Consider the following 8,344-nt stretch of genomic DNA (forward strand, 5'->3'; position numbering starts at 1 on the left):
ACGAGGCCGTCATGCTGGACGTGCTGATGGACAGTGCAGCCGACTTCAAGGAACTCGCATCCAGCGAGCACGTCGCAGTTCGTCGACTGAAGGACCTGGGTCTGATTCACGAACAGGACGGCGAGTTCGAAGTCAGCGTGATCCTGGAGCTCGTATGAGCGCGACCGACTACTCCGACTGGATACTGGGCGTTCACCGAAAAGCGGAGCAACTCCGCGTCGTGTTCCTGCAGCTGGGCTCGAGCAACGAGCCAGCCCGCCGCGCTCTGGGGGCTTCGCAGGTGAACGTGACGCGCGTCCGGGACTACTTGCAGCCAGATGGCCCACTTACCACCGGAACAGTCGTGATCGACGGGATGGAGTCGCTCACGATGCAGAGTGAGGCCACTCAGATGGGTGCGCTACGCGAGCGCGTCTTCAGCGACGTCGAGGCCGGCGGCAGGGTCATCCTCCTCTCCCGGGCGCCTCGGATTGCTTTCCCTCCAGTGGTCGGGAGTTCGCTCCTTGACGACGCCAGCCTGGCGCATGCTCCGGTCGTCAAGAGCACAGGCGCTCACGAGTGGCCAACGTGCGTTGAAGACGGCGCCTCCCCGGCCGACGTACTGTGCCGGGCGCTGACAGAACTCGGTATGGACCTGGCTGCGTCTCTCGATCGTGTCGTGTACGAGAGCCTGCTGATTGGCCAGAGCGCGCTGGGCCTGCTCAACGCGAGGGAGCTTGAGGCGCTGGATGGTTCCAGCCTTACAGCGCCCGACGGTGCGACTCGGACATGGAATTTTCCGAAGCATCTCGGACCGCTCAAGAAGGCGCTCGACGAGGTTCTCGCGGATGCCCTCGATCCTCAGCAGCAGCTTGCCGAGGTGAGTTCGGGACTCTGGAAGATCGAGCGGATCATCCGACGCGAAGTGCGTCGGCGCGCAATCGCCGCATGGGCGGAGAACTGGCGCACGCAGTGCCTGAACGGCGACCTTCCGGAAAAAGTGCTCGAGCGAGCGAGCGAATCGGCATACATGGGCGCCACGTCGGTCAAGCAATTGCGCGACCCTCTCGAATGGCTCTCACTCGGGGAGTTGCTCCAACTAAAGGACCGTTCCCAGATCGGCGACTTGGGGTTGAGCGCCGCTCACTGGCGACAGTTCAGCGCGCAGATCATGCCGATTCGGAATCGTCTGGCACACATGCGCAGTCTTCGGCCCGAGGACGCCGCCGACGTCGTCAAATGGCAGCGAGTGCTCGAAATGCGATTCCCCACAAATTGAGACGAGCGCACTGCGAGGAGCGTACGCCCGATCAGTAGGCTCATCTCGGTAGCGGGTGAGGAGATTCGAATGGCGGAGAGCACCACTGCCGATCTGGACGTCAACAGGTCCGACCGGCGACTCGGGCGCGCTGTGACGCGGGTTCATCAAGCCTCGCGCACAATCGACCCGGCTCTGAGACCCAGACTCGAGTCACTACTTCACGCAGGCGAAGCGATGGACTTCGTCGCCCGCATCCATGGATTCTCCGACCCCTTGAGTGCATCCGCCCTCGAGTCTTTCGCCGTCCAGGCAGGAATTGGAAGGCAATCACTTCACTCGACCGTGCTGCCGGCGCTGAAGGCTGCCAATGTTGCAGACTTCGCGCTGGACACACAAGGCGTTGTAATCGAGGTGCAGGAGTTTCTGGGCGTAACCGGGAACCTCATCGAACAGTCCTACCGCGTTCTACAGCAGCTCAACCCGACCATCGATGAGATCGTAACGCTGCACTCGATCGAAGTCGCATCGTTCGCCCCGTTGACGACCACCCAACATCTCGACCAACTCCACCGACGAGGATTCAACGACCAAGTCAGCGAAACCGGTCTGAACCTTGCACTGGCGACAGGCCTTACAAAGCGCGTCAACTCCGTCGATCTCGCCGAGGACGTAATTTATAGCCCTTACGTGTGGGAGTCAGGACAGATTGAGATCGCGTCGTTCCTCCGTGGCCTTCCCCCGGGCGAGCGCGACGCGCTTCTCGGCATATGTGAACAGGCAGCGCAACACCCCGGCCTCGCACTTCCACTCCTCGCGCAACCGACCCCCGGCGTGTTCGGCGCAGCACAGAAGGTCGGACTCGTCCAGGCCGCCACCGTCAAGTCGACGGGAGGATCCGGAGCGCAGACATATGTCTTTTCACCTACTCTCGAGTCGGAGGACGACCGGCTCACAACCACCGAGGCGCTGAATCAGCGCAAGCTTTTTGTCGCCCACATGCTCTTCGGGCATGAACGAGCGGAACGTAGCGGCGGTCGAATACACGATCCTGTGGTCCTCGTGCGGGCGCTCCTAAACCGCGGGAGCGTTGGGCCTGCGAGCAACATCAGCACCGACTACCACCTGCTTGAGGCGCACGGCATCGTTCGCGTCCGTGAAACGGACCACGGCCGGGCATACCTCGAACTTGTGAAGGAGGAGATCGTCGAAGGCGGGCTCGCGTGGCTTCAGAACTCATCAACGTCCGCAGGAACGACGGACCCGACGGTGAACCTCCTCCGAGCTCCAGGCGAGTTCACCAACCCAGAGCAAACACGTGCGGGCGCGGGCGACCTCGGAGCCGCTGACGAGATCGCGAGATCAGCGATCCTCGAGCTGAGAAAGGAACTGCAACGTGCCACCCGTCAAGACCGACCCGCTAACCCCCGGTGATCGACTCGAATGCCGCGTAGGCCAAGTGTGGTTCTGGGAGGGGTACTTCACTCGGGTAGGCATCGACCTCATCAGCTACTACGGCGCGGAACTCATCCAAGTCACCGACCTGGATCTACTCGCCATCGGGCTTGGTCCCGGGCTCGAGAGTCACCGGACCATTGGCGAGTCCAAGAGCGGGACGGGGAAGAGCGCGCCGAAACCACTCGACCGTATTGTGTGGCTACGCGGACTGCAAGAGTTGGTAGGCGCAGAGCGAGCGGAACTGACTGTTGCCTCGAGCGTGACGCCCAGAACCCGGGAGCTGGGCCGCCATTCCCGCGTCAGCGTCGAATCGATCAACGACCTCCAGGCGCGAGAGGCCGCACTTAATCTCTCGAAACTCACAGATCTTGGGGCCCACGGACCCAACGCCCTGCTTCTGCGGCGCACAGTCAAAGTAGTCAGCAAGGACGATCCCACGCTCGGACCTGCGTTCAAGTTCCTCACTTCCACCGTGTGGTTTCTAGATCCGTTCGCTGCACTGAAGCAGAGCCTGGGTCTACTTGAGACGCTTTGCCAGCGCTGGACGCCCGGCGTCAAGGATGACGAACAGCTCGCGGTACGGTGGCTCATTTCAGAGACCCTCAGTATCTGGGTACTCAACCTCGTAACGATCGTGGGATTTGTCCGCCCGATGGATCCGAGTGCATTCACAAGTTTTCTTCGCGAACGCCTCGCAGACGGAGTTGTGCCCGCTCAGCGCATGCGCCAGTTGTCGCGCGACTTCGACAAGTTCATCAGTGGACTGCTCGCGGCGGCGAAGGCCTCGCCCGAGGTGCGGACTGAGGCCATGGGCGCGTTTGAGCCCTCACCGCCGGAGTGGGCTGACTCTGCTGCAGAACTCGCAATCCGGCTAGGCCGTCAGCCCGCGCTCCGAGACTTGCCTCGACAGTTTGATCTCGTCGTTCACGAGCGGCTAGCTCGTGGGCGAGACATCTCAGAAGCTGCGGGGGCTCAGCTTCGACTCAATGATCCGGCGGCAAGATCAAGCGTGAGCCTCATTGCAGCGTTCCTGCGAAGCTTTGGCTCTCTGAAGGACGACATCAGCGAGCTTCTAATCGCAGGGTTCGGTAAGCCGGCGCAGGCGCCGCCCGAGCCTGCACCCCAGCAAGAGATCGAAGCGACTGCTCTCACACTGCCCGGCCTCGACGCCGCTGACAGCGTTGCCGAGGACTGACTGGCGTGGGGCTGTAGGGATTCGCCATTCCCCACGGAATCCTGAGCCTTCGGCCACTGCCAACTACCGGGGATTCCCGGCATCCTCGGCCATTTCCAACGGGAACCTACACGTCGTCGAGGTCGTCGTTGCAGTGAGCTTCCGATGGTCGGCGACATGCGCGGGTTCGTCGCGGGGGCCTTCGATCTCGAACCCGCAGACACCGCAGCTATGCAGCCCGATGCCGTCGACGTCGTCCGAGGGGATGTACATCGTGGTGGGCTCTTCGCACATCAAGCAGCGCATGGTGTCTCCGTTCGTGATTGTCAGGTGATCGGTTGGACGGTGGCGGAGTATCCGCGGTGGGAGCCCCAGGCCGCGGCGATGCGGTCGGCAATGTCGCGGTCCTCGCCGAGGTATGGCCGGTATCTCTTGCCGCGAGGGTCGGTGATCACGACCTGGACGACGCCGGCGGGCTCGCGCACGGTGACCCTGGCGGCGGGGATCGGATATGCCTGGACGCGACCGGCGATGATGAAAGTCGGGTACAGGTCGCGTGCGAGCTCCGGGGCACGGAACACGTCGTGAACCCACGCCGTGATGGCGAGCGCGCCGGCGGGGCTGAACCCGATGAGGCGGGCGGGGAGTTGCTCGAGCCCGGCGCGGACGAAGTAGTGCTCGTCGACGAGGATCGGCGTCGGCGGGAGCAGGGTTTGCTCGTCGTGGGCGGGGTAGATGGTGAGGCTGGTGCGGCTGTTCATGAGGCGCTCGTTCATGCGGTGCGGCGGATGCCGGCGGCGATGATGTGGGCCTTGGTGGGCCGGGAGTAGAAGCCGAAGCTGTCGTCGTCGTCGGAAGCGGAGACGGTGGCGGTGAGTAGATCTTCGCCGTCCGGCGTGTGCTGCCGTCGCTCTCCGTGGAGATGGAATCCCGGCTGTCGGTCTCGTCCTGGCGACGGTCTTCACGCAGAGCGGCTGGGTCGGAGCAATGGCGGTGACCGCCGCGACTCTCGTCGTGGCGGCGCTGATCGTCTGGCACCGTGCCCGATCCGGTCTCGTTCGTGCGCTGGATCCTGATCATGCCGTGCGCCGGAGCCGATCTCTGTCGTGGTCACCGGGCAACCCGGGTGAGCTGTTCCAAATCGGCACAGCGCTGTGGCGGAATCCTCCCTGAGAGTAGAGCTCATCCACCGAGTGGTCGCCTAGTTCCTGCAGGCGCCGAGCATCAACGAAGGAGTTATGCGATGTCCTCGTCATCCACCGCGACCGCAGTCGTCCCGAGCGCCCTGCGTGATCTGTATCTGGGCTGGTCCGAGCTCATGGCCACCCACGAGCTGGACATGCGGCTGTTCCGCAGCATCTTCGATGAATGGCACCAGCCGACCATCGAACCGGAAAATGTCACCTACAAGGAGGAGACGGTCGGCGGCGTGCCCGGCATCTGGGCGTTCCCGGCCGGAGCCGATCGCTCCAAGGTCCTCCTCTACACGCACGGCGGCGGGTTCGCCGTCGGCTCTGCGGCCAGCCACCGGAAGCTCGCCGCGCACGTCGCGAAGGCGGCCGGGGTAACAGCGTTCGTGCTGGACTACCGTCGCGCGCCCGAGCACCCGCACCCCGCCCAGGTAGACGACGGGGTCGCGGCGTTCGAGGCCCTGCTGGAGCGGGGGGTCCACCCCGAGGACGTCACCACCATCGGCGACTCGGCGGGAGGCAATCTCGCCATCGCCATCCCGTTGGCGTTGAAGGCGAAGGGACGGCCGCTGCCCGGGCACGTCATCGCGTTCTCCCCGTGGCTGGACATGGAGAACCGCGGCGCGACGCTGGTCACCAACGATGCGACCGACGCGCTGATCTCCGTGCCGCTCCTGGAGGGCATGATCGCCGGCGTGCTGGGGGAGACCACCAGCCCGTCGGCGCCGCTCGCGAACCCGCTCTACGCGGATTTCACCGGGTTCCCCCCGCTGTACGTCAACGCCGGTTCGGTCGAGTCGTTGGTCGACAATGCCATCCGCGTGGCAGAGCGCGCCAAGGGCGCCGGCGTTGACGTCACCCTGCATGTCGCCGAAGGACAGCAGCACGTCTACCCGTTCCTGGCTGGCCGCGACGCGGACGTCGACGCGGAGCTTGCGGCGATCGGCCAGTGGCTTCGCCACTGACCTGCAGCACCCCACCCACCTCATTCACCGAAGGAGTTGCACCATGACATCCACACAGACCACGGACTTCGACGCGATCGTCGTCGGCGCCGGTTTCGGCGGCATCTACCAGCTACACACCCTGCGCGACAAGCTCGGCCTGCGCGTCCGCGGGTTCGAGAAGGGCGCCGGCATCGGAGGAACCTGGTACTGGAACCGGTACCCCGGCGCCATGTCCGACACGGAGAGCCCTTTCTACCGATACTCGTTCGATGACGAACTGCTGCAGGAGTGGGACTGGGCCCGCAAGTACATTGACCAGCCCGACATCCTCCGCTACCTTGAGACCGTCGTCGACCGGTACGACCTCCGCAAGGACTTCCGGCTGAACACCGAAGTCACGTCGATCGTCTTCGACGAAGCCACCAACACCTGGACGGTCGGCACCTCCGCCGGAGAATCCTTCACGGCCCGATACGTGGTGGCGGCGCTGGGACTGCTCGCAGCAACCAACATCCCCGACATCCCCGGGATCGACTCGTTCGAAGGCCGCCTCGTGCACACCGCGGAGTGGCCGGAGGACCTGTCGATCGAGGGCAAGCGGGTGGGGGTCATCGGCACTGGCTCGACCGGAACACAGTTCATCGTCGCCGCGGCCAAGCAGGTGTCGCACCTGACCGTGTTCCAGCGCTCGGCGCAGTACAGCGTCCCCTCCGGCAACGGACCGGTCGGCCCGGGGGAGGTGGACGGATACAAGTCCCGGTTCCCGGAGATCTGGGAGCAGGTCCGAAACTCCGGCGTCGCCTTCGGGTTCGAGGAGTCCACCGTCGCGGCCACCGATGTCGACGAGGCCGAGCGGGAGCGCGTGTTCCAGGCGGCATGGGACCGAGGCAACGGATTCTATTTCATGTTCGGCACGTTCAACGACATCGCTATCAACCCGGAGTCGAACGAGGCAGCCGCTGCGTTCATCCGCCGCAAGATCGCTGAGACGGTCAAGGACCCGGAGACGGCGCGATTGCTCACCCCGACCCAGCCGTATGCGAAGCGGCCCCTGTGCAACCAGGGCTACTACGACGTGTACAACCAGGACAACGTGAAGCTGGTGTCGATCAAGGAGAACCCAATCGTTGAGATCACCCCACGAGGGGTGAAGACCGCGGACGGTGTTGAGCACGAGCTGGATGTGCTCGTGCTGGCTACCGGGTTCGACGCGGTCGACGGCAACTACCGCCGCATCGACATCCGCGGGCGCGGAGGGGTGAGCGTCGACGAGCACTGGGCCGACGCCCCGACCAGCTTCCTCGGCATCATGACGGCCGGATTCCCGAACATGTTCATGATCCTCGGCCCCAACGGGCCGTTCACCAACCTGGTGCCCAGCATCGAGGCGCAGGTCGAGTTCATCACGACTCTGGTGACCGAGGCGGAGCGGAGAGGCGGGCTCATCGAGGTGTCGCAGCAGGTCGAGGACGAATGGACCGAGACCTGCACGACGATCGCAAACTACACGCTGTTCCCCAAGACCGACTCGTGGATCTTCGGGGCGAACATCCCCGGCAAGAAGCACGCCGTGATGTTCTACCTCGGCGGCCTAGGCGCCTACCGCGGCCTCCTCTCGGAGATCCAGGCGAAGGACTTCGAAGGATTCAGCATCGGACAGCCCATCCCGGCCTGATCGACGGTAACCGTAGGCCGGGAGTGTGCTTCCCGGCCTACGGTCGTCCTATGAGCGACAACATGTCAGAAGACGTCACCTTCCGATCACGCCGCTGGGTCCGTCCCGAGGACCTGAACGCGTACGGCACCCTGTTCGGCGGCAGCCTGCTGCGCTGGATCGATGAAGAGGCCGCGATTTACGCCATCATCCAGCTCGGAAACCCTCGGGCGGTCACCAAGTACATATCCGAGATCGACTTCGTCAGCTCCGCACGACAAGGTGACCTGATCGAGATGGGACTGCGCGCCACCGCGTTCGGGCGCACCTCCCTCACGATGCGCGCCGAGGTGCGCAACATGATCACCCGTGACCGCATTCTGACGATCGAGAAGATCGTCTTCGTCGGCCTCGACGACCACGGCCAGCCCATTCCTCACGGCTACACCGACATCACCTACGAACGCGACCGGCTTCCCCACCACCATGGACTCATGCGCACAGAGGATGGATCCACAGCGGACTAGGTATTGGCGGGTCCTAATAGGGAGGCGGATACTGGGTGGGACCACTTGCAGTGACGCGAGGTCCCAGCTATGTCCACCGATACCTATTCCGCCSCGAGCGTGCGGCAGGCTCGTGAACGCCTTCTCGAAGCTGGCGTCGGCGCGCACGGTCTCACTC

7 protein-coding genes are annotated in these 8,344 nt (G+C 64.1%); 6 read left to right on the forward strand and 1 reads right to left on the reverse strand.

Annotated features, from left to right (window positions below; genetic code table 11):
- The first annotated feature begins 154 nt into the window (after positions 1–154).
- From DC432_RS15200 to DC432_RS15210, 3 genes are all read left to right on the forward strand, one after another.
- Positions 155–1,258 carry a hypothetical protein gene (locus DC432_RS15200; protein ID WP_005054969.1) on the forward strand — a complete coding sequence of 368 codons (1,104 nt, stop codon included), beginning with the start codon at positions 155–157 and terminating at the stop codon, positions 1,256–1,258.
- A 69-nt stretch (positions 1,259–1,327) separates the two neighbouring features.
- The gene (locus DC432_RS15205) at positions 1,328–2,671 is read left to right on the forward strand and encodes a hypothetical protein (RefSeq protein WP_005054971.1); all 1,344 of its coding nucleotides are present in this window, start codon (positions 1,328–1,330) and stop codon (positions 2,669–2,671) included.
- Entirely contained in the window at positions 2,634–3,890 is a 1,257-nt protein-coding gene (locus DC432_RS15210; RefSeq protein WP_005054973.1) for a hypothetical protein, read from the forward strand. The genes DC432_RS15205 and DC432_RS15210 overlap by 38 nt, the downstream gene beginning before the upstream one ends.
- Positions 3,891–4,195: 305 nt before the next feature.
- Here DC432_RS15210 and DC432_RS15220 read toward each other — a convergent pair whose 3' ends face one another.
- Positions 4,196–4,630: a hypothetical protein gene (locus DC432_RS15220; RefSeq protein ID WP_101305219.1), complete on the reverse strand. Its 435-nt coding sequence runs from the start codon at positions 4,628–4,630 to the stop codon at positions 4,196–4,198.
- A gap of 482 nt (positions 4,631–5,112) precedes the next feature.
- On the opposite strand from DC432_RS15220, the gene DC432_RS15225 reads away from it, so the two are divergent.
- The 3 genes from DC432_RS15225 to DC432_RS15235 are packed head-to-tail and all read left to right on the forward strand — an operon-like array spanning position 5,113 to position 8,187.
- Entirely contained in the window at positions 5,113–6,024 is a 912-nt protein-coding gene (locus tag DC432_RS15225; protein ID WP_005054979.1) for an alpha/beta hydrolase, read from the forward strand.
- Positions 6,025–6,067: 43 nt separating this feature from the next.
- Entirely contained in the window at positions 6,068–7,681 is a 1,614-nt protein-coding gene (locus DC432_RS15230) for a flavin-containing monooxygenase (RefSeq protein WP_005054981.1), read from the forward strand.
- A 50-nt stretch (positions 7,682–7,731) separates the two neighbouring features.
- Positions 7,732–8,187 carry an acyl-CoA thioesterase gene (locus DC432_RS15235; RefSeq protein WP_230005328.1) on the forward strand — a complete coding sequence of 152 codons (456 nt, stop codon included), beginning with the start codon at positions 7,732–7,734 and terminating at the stop codon, positions 8,185–8,187.
- Positions 8,188–8,344 lie beyond the last annotated feature (157 nt).

The organism is Microbacterium testaceum (genome assembly GCF_003075375.1).
Taxonomy (GTDB): Bacteria; Actinomycetota; Actinomycetes; order Actinomycetales; family Microbacteriaceae; genus Microbacterium; species Microbacterium testaceum_E.

Bases quoted from the DNA above. Each gene is read 5' to 3' on its own strand.
- DC432_RS15200 (WP_005054969.1), top strand. From the start codon at position 155: ATGAGCGCGACCGACTACTCCGACTGGATACTGGGCGTTCACCGAAAA.
- DC432_RS15205 (WP_005054971.1), top strand. From the start codon at position 1,328: ATGGCGGAGAGCACCACTGCCGATCTGGACGTCAACAGGTCCGACCGG.
- DC432_RS15220 (WP_101305219.1), bottom strand. From the start codon at position 4,630: ATGAACAGCCGCACCAGCCTCACCATCTACCCCGCCCACGACGAGCAA.
- DC432_RS15225 (WP_005054979.1), top strand. From the start codon at position 5,113: ATGTCCTCGTCATCCACCGCGACCGCAGTCGTCCCGAGCGCCCTGCGT.
- DC432_RS15230 (WP_005054981.1), top strand. From the start codon at position 6,068: ATGACATCCACACAGACCACGGACTTCGACGCGATCGTCGTCGGCGCC.
- DC432_RS15235 (WP_230005328.1), top strand. From the start codon at position 7,732: ATGAGCGACAACATGTCAGAAGACGTCACCTTCCGATCACGCCGCTGG.